General features: G+C 67.8%; 17 protein-coding genes. 9 read left to right on the forward strand and 8 right to left on the reverse strand.

The window, feature by feature from the left end; translation table 11 throughout:
• Positions 1-161 precede the first annotated feature (161 nt).
• Positions 162-587, reverse strand: a complete 426-nt coding sequence (locus ACFW6D_RS16725) for a cold-shock protein (protein ID WP_266297836.1) — start codon at positions 585-587, stop codon at positions 162-164.
• A gap of 162 nt (positions 588-749) precedes the next feature.
• On the opposite strand from ACFW6D_RS16725, the gene ACFW6D_RS16730 reads away from it, so the two are divergent.
• Together ACFW6D_RS16730 and ACFW6D_RS16735 are read left to right on the forward strand one after the other, a co-directional pair.
• The gene (locus ACFW6D_RS16730) at positions 750-986 is read left to right on the forward strand and encodes a hypothetical protein (protein WP_379329033.1); all 237 of its coding nucleotides are present in this window, start codon (positions 750-752) and stop codon (positions 984-986) included.
• A 374-nt stretch (positions 987-1,360) separates the two neighbouring features.
• Positions 1,361-1,969: a transglycosylase family protein gene (locus ACFW6D_RS16735; protein WP_379329035.1), complete on the forward strand. Its 609-nt coding sequence runs from the start codon at positions 1,361-1,363 to the stop codon at positions 1,967-1,969.
• A 65-nt stretch (positions 1,970-2,034) separates the two neighbouring features.
• Here ACFW6D_RS16735 and ACFW6D_RS16740 read toward each other — a convergent pair whose 3' ends face one another.
• Positions 2,035-2,226 (reverse strand): hypothetical protein, encoded by a 192-nt coding sequence (locus tag ACFW6D_RS16740; RefSeq protein WP_379233975.1) that lies wholly within the window; start codon positions 2,224-2,226, stop codon positions 2,035-2,037.
• Between the two features lie 154 nt (positions 2,227-2,380).
• Here ACFW6D_RS16740 and ACFW6D_RS16745 point away from each other — a divergent pair, with 154 nt between their 5' ends.
• A complete protein-coding gene (locus ACFW6D_RS16745) occupies positions 2,381-4,672 on the forward strand; it encodes a helicase-associated domain-containing protein (protein ID WP_379329037.1) in 2,292 nt (763 codons plus the stop codon).
• An 8-nt stretch (positions 4,673-4,680) separates the two neighbouring features.
• On the opposite strand, the gene ACFW6D_RS16750 is transcribed toward ACFW6D_RS16745, so the two are convergent.
• Positions 4,681-5,181 (reverse strand): hypothetical protein, encoded by a 501-nt coding sequence (locus ACFW6D_RS16750; RefSeq protein WP_379329039.1) that lies wholly within the window; start codon positions 5,179-5,181, stop codon positions 4,681-4,683.
• A 108-nt stretch (positions 5,182-5,289) separates the two neighbouring features.
• Here ACFW6D_RS16750 and ACFW6D_RS16755 point away from each other — a divergent pair, with 108 nt between their 5' ends.
• A complete protein-coding gene (locus ACFW6D_RS16755; protein ID WP_379329041.1) occupies positions 5,290-6,141 on the forward strand; it encodes a hypothetical protein in 852 nt (283 codons plus the stop codon).
• Between the two features lie 30 nt (positions 6,142-6,171).
• On the opposite strand, the gene ACFW6D_RS16760 is transcribed toward ACFW6D_RS16755, so the two are convergent.
• The 3 genes from ACFW6D_RS16760 to ACFW6D_RS16770 all read right to left on the reverse strand — a co-directional run bounded on the left by ACFW6D_RS16760 (position 6,172) and on the right by ACFW6D_RS16770 (position 10,160).
• Entirely contained in the window at positions 6,172-7,563 is a 1,392-nt protein-coding gene (locus ACFW6D_RS16760; protein ID WP_379329043.1) for a M1 family metallopeptidase, read from the reverse strand.
• A 164-nt stretch (positions 7,564-7,727) separates the two neighbouring features.
• A complete protein-coding gene (locus tag ACFW6D_RS16765; protein WP_379329045.1) occupies positions 7,728-8,348 on the reverse strand; it encodes a DUF3239 domain-containing protein in 621 nt (206 codons plus the stop codon).
• A 144-nt stretch (positions 8,349-8,492) separates the two neighbouring features.
• Positions 8,493-10,160, reverse strand: a complete 1,668-nt coding sequence (locus tag ACFW6D_RS16770) for a DNA repair helicase XPB (RefSeq protein ID WP_379329047.1) — start codon at positions 10,158-10,160, stop codon at positions 8,493-8,495.
• Between the two features lie 527 nt (positions 10,161-10,687).
• Here ACFW6D_RS16770 and ACFW6D_RS16775 point away from each other — a divergent pair.
• Complete coding sequence (locus ACFW6D_RS16775; protein WP_379329049.1) at positions 10,688-11,332, forward strand: LysE family translocator; 645 nt, start codon at positions 10,688-10,690, stop codon at positions 11,330-11,332.
• A gap of 275 nt (positions 11,333-11,607) precedes the next feature.
• A complete protein-coding gene (locus tag ACFW6D_RS16780; RefSeq protein ID WP_379329051.1) occupies positions 11,608-12,297 on the forward strand; it encodes a trimeric intracellular cation channel family protein in 690 nt (229 codons plus the stop codon).
• Positions 12,298-12,325: 28 nt separating this feature from the next.
• Here ACFW6D_RS16780 and ACFW6D_RS16785 read toward each other — a convergent pair whose 3' ends face one another.
• A complete protein-coding gene (locus tag ACFW6D_RS16785) occupies positions 12,326-13,504 on the reverse strand; it encodes a pyridoxal phosphate-dependent aminotransferase (RefSeq protein WP_379329053.1) in 1,179 nt (392 codons plus the stop codon).
• Between the two features lie 172 nt (positions 13,505-13,676).
• Here ACFW6D_RS16785 and ACFW6D_RS16790 point away from each other — a divergent pair, with 172 nt between their 5' ends.
• On the forward strand, positions 13,677-13,892 hold the full coding sequence (locus ACFW6D_RS16790; RefSeq protein ID WP_379329055.1) for a hypothetical protein: 216 nt from the start codon (positions 13,677-13,679) through the stop codon (positions 13,890-13,892).
• Positions 13,893-13,983: 91 nt separating this feature from the next.
• Here the strand turns inward: ACFW6D_RS16790 and sigJ are convergent, their stop codons facing one another.
• Positions 13,984-14,883, reverse strand: coding sequence for an RNA polymerase sigma factor SigJ (sigJ, locus tag ACFW6D_RS16795; protein ID WP_379329057.1), 900 nt, complete (start codon positions 14,881-14,883; stop codon positions 13,984-13,986).
• Between the two features lie 105 nt (positions 14,884-14,988).
• Between sigJ and ACFW6D_RS16800 the strand changes: the two genes are divergently transcribed.
• Both ACFW6D_RS16800 and ACFW6D_RS16805 read left to right on the forward strand, forming a co-directional pair.
• On the forward strand, positions 14,989-15,558 hold the full coding sequence (locus ACFW6D_RS16800; protein WP_379329059.1) for a GNAT family N-acetyltransferase: 570 nt from the start codon (positions 14,989-14,991) through the stop codon (positions 15,556-15,558).
• Between the two features lie 30 nt (positions 15,559-15,588).
• Positions 15,589-16,119 carry a class I SAM-dependent methyltransferase gene (locus ACFW6D_RS16805; protein ID WP_379329061.1) on the forward strand — a complete coding sequence of 177 codons (531 nt, stop codon included), beginning with the start codon at positions 15,589-15,591 and terminating at the stop codon, positions 16,117-16,119.
• Positions 16,120-16,272: the final 153 nt, after the last annotated feature.

Here is a 16,272-nt window from a genome sequence, read left to right on the forward strand (position 1 = left end):
GCCTCCAGCAACGGCGGCTAACTCGCGGCCCCCAGGGGCCGCGCTCGAGCGCGCCAGCGCTCCAATAAACACAGCCCCCAACCACCCTGGACTACTCAAACCCCGAAGCTCTGCCACACAACCCGCCCCAGGACCACCCAAACCCCGGCAATCCCGAAACCTCAGTGATCGAGCTCGCGAGCAACGGCCCTGACAACCTCGGAAATACGCTGAGACATCTTGCGATCCGGATACTTCCCCCGACGCAGATCCGGCTGCACCGTCGACTCCAGCAGCGTGATCATGTCCTCGACCAAGCCGTGCAGCTCATCGGGCGTCTTGCGAGGCCCGGCGTCCTTGCGCTCGGGCGCCCGCCCACGGTCGCGATCGCGCACCACGGTCGGCGGCGCTTCCAGGACCGTCACGCTGAGCGCCTGCGGCCCACGACGACCGGCCGCCATGCCGAACTCGACACGTTGGCCCGGCTTGAGCCCCTCGACGCCGTCGGGCAGCGCGGACGAGCGCACATAGACGTCCTCGCCCTCGTCTTGAGACAGGAAGCCGAAGCCCTTCTCGACGTCGTACCACTTCACCCGGCCGGTCGGCACTGCGCTCACCCGTTCATCATTCGGCACCCGAGCCCTTGTGGCCCGGGTTACACAATCTTGCTTGTCGCGAAAAGAACGCGCCCCCCAACAAGGCGGGACGCGATGTGGTGCGAGTCTACCCCGGTGGCTATACCGCGAGCACATCAGTTTTACGGTTCCCCTGTGACGAACTCTCCCGAGCCGACCCCGACCGGTCCGCGACGCTCCGGCGATCGCCTGCTGCACGTGGCCCTTGTCCTGTTCGGGATCGGGATACTGGGGGTGATCGGGATCTTCGTGACGCCGATCGTGTCCGACAGTGAGCCGGGGCTGCTGTTGTACGGGCTGGCGATGCTCGCGCCGGTCGGTTTCCTGCTCGCGCTGTTTTTCGCGCTGTGGTCGGGCCGACGCGCACGTTGATGCGTCAACCGATTACCCCCGGAAACATCATCCAGCTAAACATGTGATCCTGGTCACATAACGGCGCGGTCACGAAGTGTGCGCACAGGGGTCGGACACATTCGCCACGGCAACTACCTGCGCGGACGCGTCAGGGATCACCCTGAGATGACCCCGAGACCCATCAGGACCCGCCGGTTACCAAATAGTGACATTCGCCGCTGACCGTCGTACCGTTTCTCTCAGCCGGGGCAAGCCCCCGGAACCACCGGCCCGCCGCGCCGAACCTCACCCCGCGGGTACCGGACCCCGATTGGAAACACGGGGTGAGGGCGGACCGGGAGACCTCTCAGTCCGGACCAGATGCAGGTGCGAACGAGAGGAAGAAACCCGATATGAGTGGACGCCACCGCAAGCCGACTTCCACCGGGCGCACTGCTGCCAAGGTCGCCGTCACCGGCGCGATCTTCGGCACCGCAGCCGCAGCCCTCGCAGGAAACGCCAGCGCGGCCCCTGACTCCGACTGGGATCGCCTCGCACAGTGTGAAGCCGGCGGCAACTGGGGCATCAACACCGGCAACGGTTACCAGGGTGGGCTGCAGTTCTCGCCCTCCACCTGGGCCGCACACGGCGGTGGCGAGTACGCCGCCTCCGCAAACAACGCCACCCGCGAACAGCAGATCGTGGTCGCCGAAAAGGTTCTCGCCTCCCAGGGTTGGGGTGCTTGGCCCTCGTGCTCGTCCAAGTTGGGACTGAGCAGCGGACCCACCGATCGCGTCGCCCCCTCGACCCCGAGCTGGGTCCCCGAGGTCACCGTGCCGCAGGTGCAGGATCCGAGCGCCGAAGTGTTCTCGGCCGTCGACCGCGCACTCGCCGTCGTGCAGCAGCAGGGCGTCGCCGTGCCGCAGCAGGCTCTCGATTTCGTCAACTCCGCCAAGGGTTCCCAGCTTGACCCGGCTGTGGTCAACTTCTACCAGGCGAACAAGGGCCTCCTGCCCTCCTGATCGTCCACATACACAACAAGAGCCCGCATCCTCGAGGATGCGGGCTCTTGTTTTTCTCGTCCGAATTACACCCGGTTGATGGTGGTCTGGGGGTGCACGTACGGCAGCGTTGCGGCCGGGACGGGAAACTCGGTGTCCTCACCGAAAGGCGAGAGATTACCGGCGCGGGTCGACGACAGTTCGGTCACGGCGTGCTCGCCTTCGGCCACCTCGGGCCAGCCGTTGTCGACGTAGGGTTTCTTCGATTTGTTCACCACCGGCTCATTCTGGCATACCCAACCCGGTGCCCATCGGCGGCTGGCGCCGCAGTTCTCGGCCCGGAGGCCTCGATCTTCCCTCCCTCCGGGTACTCCTTCGTCGCACCCTCCGCTCAGTCCAGATCAAGGCGGCCGAGAACTGTAGGCTCGATCGGTGATCGCGACAGACTCTCTCGCCGATTGGCTCGGTGCGCGCACCGATGCCCAGCTGGTGAAATTGCTGCAGTTGCGGCCCGACCTGGCGGTGCCGCTGCCCGCGTCGATGTCGGTGCTCGCGGTGCGCGCCCAGCAGCGCGCCTCGGTGTTGCGTGCCGCCGACGATCTGGACACCCTCGAATTCGCGATCATCGAGGCGCTCACGGCCAATGAGGACGCCCGCACGATCGGCGCCGAGCTCACCCCGTTGACCCGCACCACCCTGCACGCGCAGCTCAAGGATCGCGTCACCAAGACCGCGTTCACCGCCGCGCTGACCCGCCTGCTCGACCGCGCGCTGGTCTGGCAGGTCGGCGACTCCCTCGAACTCACACCCACTGCCGCGGAAGCCCTTCCCTGGCCGCTGGGCGCCACGACAGCGCTCCCGGACGCGCTCACCGAGCCCGAGGTCGCGGCCGCGCTGGCCACGGCGAGCCCGCCCGAACGCGCGCTGCTGGACAAACTCGCCACCACCGGCCCCCGAGGTCGCACCAGGGACGCCGCGCCCGGCACCGACCCCGAGCGCCCGGTGCCGCGCCTGCTGGCCGCCCGGCTGCTGCACTGGATCGACGACGAGACGGTGGAATTGCCCGTCACCGTCGGCCAGATCCTGCGCGGCGAACCCGTCACCGACCCGCACGCCCTCGCCCCGCCCAAGCCCGCACTCGCGAAGAACGCCGCCACCGAGGTGAACGCGGTCGGCGCGGGTGAAGTCGGCGAGCTGCTGCGCGATGCGGGCGATCTGATCGACGCACTCGGCACGCTGCCCGCCCCCGCTCTGCGCGCAGGCGGCCTCGGCGTGCGCGAGCTGCGCAGACTGGCCAAGCAGACCGGTATCGACGAGCAGCGCACCGGCCTGCTGCTCGAATTGCTGGCCGCGGCGAAACTCGTCGAAAAGGGTCTGCCGGAGCCGACTCCCGATCTCGACTCCACCGACGACTTCTGGGCACCGACCCCCGCCGCCGACGCCTGGCTCGACGCCCCGCCCGCCACCCGCTGGGTCACCCTGGCCCAGGCGTGGCTCGAGCTGGATCGGATGCCGTGGATGATCGGTCTGCGCGACGCCGCCGACAAGCCGATCGCGGCCCTGTCGGCGGAGCTGCGTGTGCCGCACGCCGTGCGTGATCGCGCGTCGATTTTGGGCCTGCTCGCCGAGTATCCGACGGGCACCGCACTGACTCCCGGCGACATCGGCAAACTTATGGCATGGCGAATGCCGCGCCGCCGCAGACACTTTCGCCTCGAAGCCGTCACCGCCACGCTCGCCGAGGCAGCGGTCGTCGGCCTGCTCGGTCGCGGCGCCCTCGACTCCGCCGCCAGGGCCCTGTTGCACGGATCCGTCGCCGACGCCGAATCGGAAATGGCTGCGGCACTGCCGAAGCCGGTCGACCACGTCCTCGTCCAAGCCGACCTGACCGTGATCGCCCCCGGTCCACTCGTCCCCGAACTGCGCAGCAAGATCGCCCTGGTCGCGAATGTCGAATCAGCGGGCGCCGCAACGGTTTACCGGGTCAGCGACGCCACGGTCCGCCGCGCCCTCGACGCGGGCCTCACCGCCGCCGAACTCCACGCCCTGTTCGCCACCCACTCGCGCACCCCCGTGCCGCAGTCGCTGACCTACCTCATCGACGACGTCGCCCGCCGCCACGGCCAGCTCCGCGTCGGCATGGCCCAGTCCTTCCTCCGCAGCGACGACCCCGCCCTGCTGGCACAGGTCCTGGCGGCCCCCGTCGCCGAGACCCTGGCCCTGCGCGCCATCGCCCCCACCGTGGCGATCGCCCTCGCCCCCCTGGCCGAAATGCTCGACCAACTCCGCAAAGCAGGCTTCGCCCCCGCGGGCGAGGATTCCGGCGGCACCATCGTCGACCTGCGTCCGCGCGGCGCGCGCATCTCGGTCCGCCCGCTGGCCCGCAGGCCCTACCGCCCCACTCCCCCGAACGACGACCAGCTCTCCCAACTGGTCACCGAACTCCGCGCAGGCGAACGAGCCGCAGGCGCCCGCACCGGCCAGTCCGTGCGCACCGACGGCTCCCGTACGGGCACCGCGGCCACCCTCGCCCTACTCCAGTTGGCAGCCAGGGTCGGCCGCCCGGTGAACATCGGCTACGTGGACGCCCAGGGCGTCGCCACCCAGCGAGTAGTGGAACCGCTGCGGGTCGGCAACGGCCAGCTGGACGCCGTAGACCCGGTCTCCGGCGCCACCCGCCACTTCACCCTGCACCGGATCGCGTCGGTGGCCCTGCTCGATTAGGGCCTCGATCAGGGCTTTGCCATGCAGAAGGTCGTCTTGGGGTCGGGGACGGTGCGGAACTGGGTCGCGTCCGCTCCGCACAGCAGCTCGTCGGTCTCGCCGTCGATCCGTTTGACCACTTTGAACGACGCTTCCGGCGCGGTACACGCGACAGCCTTGGCCGGTCGCTTGCCCGCGTCCGCGTAGCAGTTGCCCTCGGCGAAGTTGGGCGCCAGGCACAGGGCGTTCTTCGCGTCTGCGACGGTGCCGTTGAACACGGCGTTGTCCGCCGCGCAGTCCGCTCCCAGCTTCACGATGCGGTAGTTGGACGTCGCCGCGGAGCAGTCGCCCACCGTCGCCTTCATCGCGTCGGCGGCGTTGTCGCTGACCTCCACGCACGACCCCGCCGCGACCGCGTCGGCCGATGTCGCATCCGCCGACGAGCACGAAACCACCGCGCCGACCAGCGCCATCGCGGCCACCGGGCCGAGCACGATCCGCGCCAGCAGTCGCTTCTCTGGGAAAATCACTGAAAACCTCACTCACCGAACGGTTCAGGCGAACACAACCGCCGGTGACGATACCCAAGTGTCCCGCGACCGCGCTCGGGCGTCGAGCAACCTGTCTACCATCACAAGATGACCCTCGACGACGTCGCAGGCGAGCTGTACACCCTCGACCCCGGCGACTTCGTGTCCACCCGCGCCGAGCGCGCCGCCCAGGCCCGCGCCGACGGCGATCGCGATCTGGCCAAGGCCATCACGGCCCTGCGCAAACCCACGGTCGCGGCCTGGACGGTCAACCTCCTGTCCCGCCACGCACCGCAGGAGATCGCCGCACTCCTCGAACTCGGTGACGCTCTCCGTTCGGCGCAGCGTCAGCTCTCCGGTGACAAGTTGCGCGCCCTCGGTGCCCAGCGTCAACAGGTGGTGAATGCGATGACCAAACGGGCCGCGGAGCTGGCCGCCGAGCACGATCGGCCCACGAACGAGCAGGTGCGGCGCGAGGTGGGCCAGACTCTCACCGCGGCGCTGGCCGATCCCGATGTGGCCGACCTGGTACGTGCGGGAGTGCTGCCGACCACCGTCACCTACGACGGGTTCGGCCCGGCGGGTCTCGTCGCCATCACCGGGGGCAAGGCCACGCCGCCGAAGACGAAACCCCGCAAGACCACGTCGGAGAAGGACACCGAGGCCCAACGTGAAGCCGCGGCCCGGCAGGAACTCGAGGACGCGGAATCCGGACTAGCGGCGGCACGTGCCGATCGCGATGAATCCGAAGCCGCTGCCGCACAAGCCAAGTCAGAGCTCGACGCGATCGAATCCAGAATCGCCGAGTTGCGTGAGGAACTCGAACACGCGGAGCACCAACGCCACTTCGCGCATACCGCCGAACATCGTGCCCGCAGCGAATACTCCGCAGCGCGAAGCCAATTCGACCGGATGCAACGCTGGGTGGAGCGAGCGCGCGGCCGTCTCGACGAAGACTGATCGATGGCTCGTTCCCCGCCCGCTCCGAGTTTATCGCCTCAACGTGCCGGGATACAGGAACGCATCACGCGGAGGCCTTGTCCCATCGAGCCATTCGGCCAGAAATTCACCCAGCGGCATCGAGGTTCGACTCTGCAGGAACGCCCGGAACTCCGGCATCGAGGCGTGACCGTCGCGGTGGGCGTTCACGAAATCTCGTATCGCAGAGAAGAACACGTCCTCACCGATCAACTTGCGCAGTGCGTGCAGGAACAGTGGGCCGCGGTAGTAGACAGAGGTGAACTCGTCGCCGACACCGGGAGCGGCCAGCGCGATCCGCCAGAACTTCGGCTCCCAAAGGTATTTCGCGATCGTTTCGCGGTATTCGGTGTCCACATCGGCCTGGTCGATGCGCTCCGGCCAGAGGTAGTCGGCGGTGTAGCTGGCGAAGCATTCGTTGAGGCAGATGTCGGACCATTGACGCACCGACATGGTGTCGCCCCACCACTGGTGGGCCAGTTCGTGGACCACGGTGTTCAGGTCGGCCCATGGCGCGTAGATCGGCCGGGTCTGGGTTTCCAGTGAGAACGGCAGCTTCGTGTCCACGTAGATGCCGCCGGCTACATCGAAGGGGTATGGGCCATAGAGGTTTTCGAGGAAGTCGAGGATCTCGGGCAGGCGTTGCTCGTCTGCGCGATTGTCCTCGGATTCCGGGGCGAACGCGCTCAGCACCGACGTGCCGTTCGCGCGGCGCTGTTCGAGGAAGGTGAAGTGGTCCACCGCGACTGTGGTCAGGTAGCCGATCGTGGGCTGGCGGGTTTCCCAGGTGGTGTGCAGGCGCCCGTCGCGCACCACGTGTTCGGTGCGATCGCCGGTCGACATGACTTCCCAGTCGGCGGGCACGTTCGCGTGCAGCGTGAAAGTTGCCTTGTCCAAAGGGGTGTCGTTGAGGGGGTACCAGGTGCTGGCGCTGTGTGGCTCGCCGACGGCGAACGCGCCACCGCTCGGTGCGTGGGTCCAGCCTTCGCCCTCGGTGTCGGGGGCGGTGCCCGCGTAGTCGACGATGATCCGCATCGGCAGGCCGGGAGGTAGGGGCAGCAGTGGGGTGATCACCAGTTCGTGCGCGTCATCGCGTGCGAACCCGGCGGGCTGACCGTTGACGGTCACCATCAGCACCTCGGGCCCGCTGTAGTCGAGGTTGAACTGTGCCAGCGGCTGGGTCACGCGCCCGTCGATGCGGGCCGTGCCACGCAGGTGGTGCTCCACCGGTTCGTAGTCGATCGACACGTCGTAGTGGGTGACGTCGTAGCCACCGTTCCCGTCGAGCGGATAGTACGGATCACCCAGCCCCGGCGCCCCGATCAGCGTCGAATCCGCCGCTACCGGACGGACTCCCAGCGCCAACAGCGCCACCACCACACCCAGGCCGGCCGACCATCGCATGTCCAAGACACCTTTCGTCGACCGGATCGTACGAATCCGACCATAGTCGCAGGCGCGCACCGCGGACCGCGAATGGCCCGGCGTAACAAGGCCGGTCGGAGCGAAGGTGCAGGGACACGGATCGGGCGCAGACGTGGCAGCGCCTATCGAGAGGAAAGCGCAGGTCAGCCCAGGTCGGAGGGCAGGTGCTGCGGGTCGAGGAGCAGGCGCTTGGTCGCCGTGCGTTTCACCCGGGAAGCCAGCGCCAGGTTCTCCGTGAGCAGCCGCCATTCGACCTCGGTGATGGCATCGCAGGCGCGCGCGATCACCGCGTCGTCGCGGGTACCCCAGGCGATCGGCATGGCGGTGACCAACTGCCAGCGCTCGCCGACCTGCCGGGGCGCACGATCGGTGCGCACCGCGATGGCGGGCACCCGCTCGCCCAGCTGCGGTGCGTGCCCCGGCAGCTTGCGGACCTTGCGGGTGATCAACGCCCAGCTACGAACCGGCGCACCGGGTTCGGCGATATCGACCAGGGCGAGCAGCACGATCCCGCCCGGCTCGGCAGCGCTGACGACGGCGGGGACGAGCACACCGTCGTGGTAGAGCTTTTCGATGCTGGAGCGGTGCGGCGTCCACAGCGCTACCCACAGCGCGATGGCCGCGACCAGCACGCACACCACCGCGAGCAGAAACCCCCAGGCCTGCCCGCTCCACACCAGCGCCGCCGTGGCCGCGACGGCGAGACCGGCGACCAACAGGGCGACCAGTCGCAACCGACGCAACCCGGTGAACGTCTCGTTCACCGCGTGAGCGTGTTCTCGGTCGACCACGAATTCGAAGCGGCGCACGCCTTCCTTCCTAGCACAAGTTGCGGAGGAATTGCCTCCACTTATCTGCCGAGGGTTCGCACACCCGCACGCTACCCCCCTTTGACCTGGCGAACAGTCCTACACGCCGTCCCCGATGGGCGGTCCGAGCAGGTCGTCGGCATCGACGATGCGGTAGGCATACCCCTGTTCGGCGAGAAAACGCTGCCGGTGCGCGGCGTATTCGGCGTCGAGGGTGTCGCGCGCGACCACCGAATAGAAATGCGCCTGTCCCCCATCCTGTTTCGGCCGCAGCAGGCGACCGAGGCGCTGGGCCTCTTCCTGCCGGGAGCCGAAGGTGCCCGAAACCTGCACTGCCACAGACGCTTCCGGGAGGTCGATGGAGAAGTTGGCGACCTTGCTCACCACCAGCACCGGGATCTCACCGGAGCGGAACGCGTCGAACAGTGCCTCGCGTTCCTTGTTCTTGGTGGCGCCGGTGATGACGGGGGCGTTCAGGTCGACGCCGAGTTCGTCGAGTTGGTCGAGGTAGGCGCCGATGACCAGCGTCGGCGCGCCCTTGTGCCGAGCCAGGATGGACTCGACCACCGGGATCTTGGTGCGCGCGGTGGAGCACAGCTTGTAGCGCTCCTCCGGCTCGGCGACGGCGTAGGCCATCCGCTCGGCGTCGGTGAGCGTCACCCGCACCTCGACACAGTCGGCGGGGGCGATCCAGCCCTGCGCCTCGATGTCCTTCCACGGCGCGTCATAGCGCTTCGGGCCGATCAGCGAGAAGACGTCGCCCTCACGGCCGTCCTCGCGCACCAGCGTGGCGGTGAGACCGAGCCTGCGGCGCGACTGCAGATCGGCGGTCATCCGGAAGACCGGTGCGGGCAGCAGGTGCACCTCGTCGTAGATCACCAGTCCCCAGTCGCGACTGTCGAACAGTTCGAGATGCTTGTACTCGCCCTTCGATTTGCGCGTGATGACCTGATAGGTGGCGATGGTGACCGGGCGGATCTCCTTGCGCTCACCGGAGTATTCGCCGATCTCCTCCTCGGTGAGGGTGGTGCGCGCCAGCAGTTCGCGCCGCCACTGCCTGCCCGCCACGGTATTGGTGACCAGGATCAACGTGGTGGCCTTCGCCTTGGCCATCGCGGCCGCGCCGACCATCGTCTTGCCCGCGCCACACGGCAGCACGACCACGCCCGAACCGCCCGCCCAGAACGAATCGGCGGCCATCTCCTGGTAGTCGCGCAGGTGCCATTTGCCCTCGGTGTAATCGAGGCCGATGTCGTGCGCCTCGCCGTCGACATAACCGGCCAGATCCTCGGCGGGCCAGCCGATCTTCAACAGCATCTGCTTGATGTGACCGCGCTCGGACGGGTGCACGATCACGGTGTCGTCGTCGACGCGGGCGCCCAGCATCGGCGCGATCTTCTTGTGCCGCAACACTTCCTCTAGCACCGCGCGATCCAGACTCACCAGGCTCAGGCCGTGCGCGGGATGCTTGACCAGCTGCAACCGGCCGTAGCGGCCCATGGTGTCGACGATGTCGACCAGCAACGGCTGCGGCACGGCGTAGCGGGAGAAGTTCACCAGTGCGTCGACGACCTGCTCGGCATCGTGGCCTGCCGCGCGGGCGTTCCACAGCGCGAGCGGGGTGATCCGGTAGGTGTGGATGTGCTCTGGTGCGCGCTCCAACTCCGCGAACGGCGCGATGGCCTGTCGCGCGTTGCCTGCCAGCTCGTGATCGACTTCGAGCAGCAGAGTCTTGTCGCTTTGCACGATCAGGGGACCGTCGGTCACACGTTGCTCCTGTGTTTATCGGCGGCTGGCGCCGCGGGGTTTTCGGCCTCGTAACCCCGAATCCGAGGGGCGATACTGCGGCTTCGCCGTTACGTCTCGCCCCTCGGATTCGGGGCGGCCGAAAACGTGGTGGGCGAGTTGGGAGTCCGTAGGTGGGCTCGTTGGGGGCGGCGTTTCACTCGTGAGGGTGGTTCTGGGTTGTCGGTGACCGGCAGAGCGGGGGGCGTGACCTCGGGTCTCTGGGTGAGGAAGCGAGGCTTTGTCGATTGTACGGATCAGGTGTGACACGACCTGGGGGAAGAAGTCTCCGAGCTCGGTCGTTGTGCGGGAAACTGTGCGATCGGTGCTCGGGAGAGTGCGTCGCCTGCGTTGCGGTCGCCGGGTCGCCAGGATCCACCGGGCCGACAGTCCAGGGGGCGACGCCGGATCCGATCGACGTCCGACGGCGTCGCGCGATGGCAGCGGTGGGTCCAGCAGGTGCTGACTGGACCGCGACAAGACCTCCCTGACCGGGGCAAACTCGATGCATGCTTCAGACGACGGCGGTTCTCGGGGTTGCGGCGGCGGCGCTCGGCATGGTGCTCACGCCGGGGCCGAACATGATGTATCTGGTCTCGCGCACCGTCGCGCAGGGGCGGCGGGCGGGGCTGATCTCGCTGATGGGGGTCGCGGCCGGGTTCGGGGTGTATCTGCTGGCGGCCGCGGTGGGGATCACAGCGGTGTTCGCTGTTGTTCCCGGTTTGTTTCTGGCGGTGAAGCTGGCGGGGGCGGCGTATCTGCTGTGGCTGGCCTGGCAGGCGATCCGGCCGGGTGGGGTTTCGGTGTTCGCGCCCGCCGAGCTGCCACACGACCCCGCGCGCAGGCTGTTCACGATGGGATTCGCCACCAACCTGCTCAATCCGAAAATCGCGATCATGTACATGGCGCTGATCCCCCAGTTCGTCGACCCCGAGCGCGCTGCGCTGTGGTTGCAGAGCCTGTCGCTGGGCGCCATCCAGATCACGATCGCCCTCACGGTCAACGCCATGATCGTCCTCGGCGCGGCAGGTCTGGCGGGGTTCCTCACCGCCCGCCCACTCTGGCTGCGCACCCAGCGCTACGTCATGGGCACCGCCCTCGGCACCATTGCTGTCCTCCTCGCCACCGATCGAGCCAGGCCCACTCCGGCTTGAGCGCTCGGCGGCATCGCCATCGTGTCGGCACCGATCCAGCCCGGCCCACCCCAGCCTGAGCGGTCGGCGCAATCACCGTCATGACGGCCGCTGACGAGCCCGGCCTGAGCGCTCGGTCACGGCCGCGTTGCTCGTCGATGCGACCTCGCCAGGATCTCCGAGTGCGCTTCGCACGTCACTCCTGTCACACCCTCCACCCCACGCGGTCGCGTGGTTTGCTTCGCCGCCCTCACCCGGGCACGCTGCTGGGAACGTCGGGGTCTGGAGGAGAAGCCGTGAGTGTCGAAGTGCTGGTGGCTGCGGTCGTGGCGGCGCCATCGGTGACCGAGTTGGACTCGGCCGTCAACGCGGTGCATCGGGGCGGTGAGCTGCTGGGCGTGATCTCGTTCGCGGCGTCGGGGGCGCTGGTGGCGGTGCGCAAGCGGCTGGATCTGTTCGGGATGGTGGTGCTCGCGTGCGCGACCGCGCTGGGCGGGGGCATCGTGCGCGATCTGCTGATCGGGCGCACTCCGCCTGCCGCGTTCACGAACCTGACGTATCTGTCCGCGTCGATGGTGACCGCGCTGGTGCTGTACTTCATCACGCCTTCGCGGCGGCTCACCAAGGGAGCGCTCGAAATCGCCGATGCGATCGGGCTCGGGCTGTTCTGTGTGACCGGGACTGTGATCGCGGATTCGGCGGGGCTCGGTGCACCCACCGCCGCCCTGCTCGGCATGACGACCGCCATCGGGGGCGGGGTGATTCGGGATGTGCTCAGCGGTGAGGTGCCCAGCGTTTTGCGCCCGGACCAGGATCTTTATGCGATTCCGGCGCTGTTCGGGGCGGCTGCTACCGCCGCATTGCTGTCGTTCGACCTCTACGAAGCGTGGACCGGGCTGCTTGCTGCGGCTGGTGCAGTCGGTTTCCGGCTGCTGGCGCGGCACTATCAGTGGCATGCGCCGTTGGCCCGGCATGCGCGTGACTGACGCTTGTCGGCGACTCAGGTGAATCGGGTCAGGGTGCGGTGACGCCGGCTCGGAGTCTGCGGACACCCTCGTCGATCGTCTCGTCGCGTTTGCTGAAGGTGAAGCGCACCAGGTGTTTCCAGTCGTCGGGGTGGTCGGCGAAGACGCTGACCGGTACTGCGGCGACACCGAGTCGCGCGGGGAGTTCGCGGCAAAATGCCAGGCCGTCCTCGGCGCCGAGGGGTCGGATATCGGCGCAGACGAAGTAGCCGCCGTCGCTGGCTGAAACCTTGAAACCGGTGTCGCGCAGTGCGTCCGATAGGCGAATCCTCTTGTCCGCCAGCTCGTCACGTTGCGCGTGCACCCAGTCGAGTTCTTCATTGATCGCGTACGCGACAGCGGGCTGGAACGGGCCGCCGCCGACGAAGGTGAGGAACTGCTTGGCCGTGAGCACGCCGTTGAGCAGTGGCGCAGGCGCGCAGGCCCAACCGATCTTCCAGCCGGTGACATTGAAAGTCTTTGCCGCACTGGACACCACGATGGTTCGCTCACGCATTCCCGGCAACGTGGAGATGCTGATGTGCTCGGCGCCGTCGTAGACCAGGTGCTCGTAGACCTCGTCGGTCAACACCAACAGATCGTGTTCGATGGCCAGCTCCGCGATGGCGGTGAGGTCGGCGCGGTCGAGTACGGCCCCGGTGGGGTTGTGTGGCGAATTGACCATCAGCATACGGGTTTTCGGGGTGATGGCGGCGCGGAGACTGTCCAGGTCGAGCACGAATCGGTCGCCGTCGGGTACCAGGCGAGCCGTTCGCCGCTGCGCACCGGCGAGCGCGATCGCGGCGGCATAGGAGTCGTAGTACGGCTCGATCAGCACCACTTCCTGACCAGCTTCCACCAGCCCGAGCACGGCGGCGCTGATCGCTTCGGTCGCGCCGACGGTCACCAGGATTTCGGTGGCCGGGTCATAGTCGGTGCCGTAGCGGCGAGCGCGGTCGTCGGCGATCGCCTGGCGCAGCACCGGCATGCCGCGGCCGGGCGGGTACTGGTTGAGGCCGTCGGCGATGGCCGCGCGTGCGACCTCGAGCATGCCGGCGGGCCCGTCGGAATCGGGAAAACCCTGCCCCAGATTCACCGCGTCGTGGCGCACGGCCAGCTCGGTCATCTCGGCGAAGATGGTCGATCCGAACGGGCGCAGGCGGGCGACAGTGGGCGGCACAGGCGGCATCCTCGCAGCGTATCCCACCCTTCCGCTGCGTTGCCGAACGATAGCGAACACGCATGTTTCACAAACGTTTTCCCATGTTGACCTGCGCTATTGTGCGTTTCCCCAACCTCAGCTAGCCTCGCGGTGTTCTACCTCACACCACGACGAAGTGGTATATCGAAAGGGGCGCTCCATGGCCTCACCTCTGCTCGACTTCATCCTGCAACCGGCTGCGTCGGAGGTAGCCGGTTCGGCCCTGCGATTCATCCAGGAACAGTTGTTCGCCAGCCCGATCGTCGATCTGTTCACCGGTTCGGCAACGCCGGACAACAACATGGGTTCCTCGACCGGCGATCACAATCTCGGATCGTCGACCGGCGACCACAACTGGGGTTCCACCTACCCATAAACCGGTGCGGTGCGGTTCGCATCGATACGCCGATCAGTCTCGTGCTGTGAAGCAAACCGCTGATCTCGCAGCCCTTTTCGGTGCTGCGAGATCAGCGGAGGCGCGCGCCTGACAATTTCGCGACATTGGCGAAATCGTAAGTCGCCCAGATTTTTCCATCTCGCACCGAGAAGGCGAGCACGCGCAACGGTCGCCCGAACGGCGAGTTCGGATCGGTGAACACCAACCCCGACTGCCCGTTGACCGTGGCGGCACCGATATCCAGCCCCGATCCTTCCTGGTACTTTGCCCACAGGCCGAGCGCCAGCCGAGCGACCTTCTCCTGTCCAGCAACAATATTCAGCGCGGTCTTGGTGGTGCCGCCCGCATCGGCCGTGAACGTCGTGTCCGGATGCAGCGTCGCGGCCACCGCGGCGACATCGCCGGTGGCCAGCGCCGCGAGAAACCGTTGCACCGCCTGATCGTGCACATCGTCGGCGACCGGTTCCGGCGCTCGCGCGGCCGCCCGACGTGCCCGCACCGCCAATTGCCTTGCGGCATCGACGGAAACACCGAGGATCTCCGCGATCTCGGCGAACGGCACGTCCAGCCCCTCGTGCAGCACCAGCGCCACCCGCTGCTGTGGCGTCAACGCGTCGAGCACCACCATCGCCGCCATCCGGCTGTCCTGATCGCGGACCACCACATCCAGGGGATCAGGTGTGCGCGAGGATGCCGCCGTCGAGACGATCGGCTCCGGAAGCCACTGCCCCACATAGGTTTCCCGGCGCACTGCGACACTTCGCAAGTGGTCGAGGCAGATTCGGCTGACCACGGTGGTCAGCCAGGCGCGCAGATCGTCGATCTCGGACTGGTGCACCCCCGCCATCCGCAGCCAGCTCTCCTGCACCGCGTCCTCGGCGTCGCTGACGCTTCCGGTGAGCCGGTAGGCGACCGAAAGCAGGTGTGTTCGATGCGATTCGAACAAGTCGGCGAGAAACGGGGAGACCATCGAGCCAGATCCTACGGAGTGCCCCACCGGGCTCCGCCGCACGGGTCGGGCGCAACGCCGTGAAAATGCGGCGAGGAATTCGGCGCCGGCTGTCACGATGAGCGGATGTACGAGCACACGCTCACCGACGGCACGGTCTGGCTCACCCGCCCGACCGGGGCCGATATGGACCGGATCATCGAGTGCGTTCAGGACCCCGACGTGCAGCGCTGGACCACGATCCCCGTCCCCTATCACCGGTCCGATGCCGAGGAATTCCTCGACCGTGTGGTCGCGCCCGGCTGGGCGGACAACACCCCGGTCTGGGCGATCCGCACCGCCGAGAACGGTCAGGTCGAGGGGATGGTCGGCCTGCACGCACGCGGGCCGGGCGCCTGCGAGATCGGATTCTGGCTCGCGCCCGCCCAGCGCGGCCGCGGTCTGATGTCGCGTGCGATCGGCCTGGTCTGCGACTTCGGATTCGACCCCGAGGGTCTCGCGCTGGATCGGATCATGTGGCGGGCGATCGTCGGCAATTTCCCTTCGGCTGCTGCCGTGCGCCGCAACGGCTTTCACTATGAGGGCGTGGCGCGCTCGGGTGGGGTCCAGCGCGGAACCCGCGTCGACGAATGGGTCGCGGCCCGGCTGCCGACCGACCCCGTCGGAGTTGTCGACGGGTGGCCGGGACTGGCGTAATCGTGCACCGATCGATGTCACCATCGATCCATGAGTGGGCCTGACGCGCGGTTCGACTGGTTCGCCGACACCATGGGGGTGCGGGCGGGAGAGCGCGTGCTCGAACTGGGGCCCGGTTCCGGCGCCTCGCTACAGCGCATCGCGGCCAGGCTCGGCGATGGGCGGATAGTCGGGGTCGACCGTTCGGCCACCGCGATCGCGCGGGCAGGTCTGCGCTGCGCCACCGAGATTGCCGACGGCCGGGTTCGCCTGGTCGAGGGCGAAATCGGCAATACCGAGGCCGCCCGGTTGCTTGACGAACTCGACTCTGGCACACGCTTCGACCTGATCTTCGCCGTCAACGTCAACCTGTTCTGGACCGGGCCCGCGACCGCCGCCTGGTCCACAGTGCGCGAATGCCTCGCCCCCACCGGCCGCTTCTGGCTCTGCTACGGCTACGGCACCCCCGGCCCGATGCCACCCACCGACAAACTCACCGAACGCTTCGCCGCCGCGGGCTTCCGCTGCACTGTCACCACCGCGAACAACCTCCTCGCCGCCCGAGCGACACCGATCCGCTGAGCGCGAGGAATACGCCGGTGCGGGTTTGGCGGTCGTCGCCGCGGAGTCGGGTGATGCCGACCGAGATCGTCAGGCGTCCTTCTCGGGCGATGCCTTACTGGTGATCATCCGCCCAGCGTTGACAGCGGCTAATGCCGACGATCGGCGGCTCGG

It is taken from the genome of Nocardia sp. NPDC058705 (assembly GCF_042749305.1).
Lineage (GTDB): Bacteria > Actinomycetota > Actinomycetes > Mycobacteriales > Mycobacteriaceae > Nocardia.